Source organism: Gemmiger formicilis (assembly GCF_016901605.1).
In the GTDB taxonomy this organism is placed as follows: Bacteria; Bacillota; Clostridia; order Oscillospirales; family Ruminococcaceae; genus Gemmiger; species Gemmiger formicilis_B.
In genome coordinates this window covers 1-218 of sequence record NZ_JACJKP010000945.1, presented here as the reverse complement: position 1 = coordinate 218, position 218 = coordinate 1, and the positions used below count along the sequence as shown (strand labels likewise).

General features: G+C 58.3%; 1 pseudogene. It reads left to right on the top strand.

Going from position 1 to position 218, the window contains the following annotated elements:
- Positions 1–192 (top strand): annotated as a pseudogene (locus H6B10_RS17355) (hypothetical protein); the annotation flags it as partial.
- Positions 193–218: the final 26 nt, after the last annotated feature.

The window sequence follows — 218 nt, the reverse complement described above, 5'->3', positions numbered from 1 at the left end:
CAGTACATCGGTGTGGCGGGGGTAAGCAACCCGGTCATGGTCTTTGCCCTGTGTGCGGTATTCGGGGTGGCGCTGTTCCTGGCCGGGTACGGCTGCTGGCAGCTGCTGGTCCTGCTGATCGTGGCAGCCATTGCCATCTTCTTCCTGATCATGAGTTGCGCGCTGTTTGTTTCTCACCGGCGCAAGAAATAAAAAAGCCCCTTGCGGGACCGAAATAC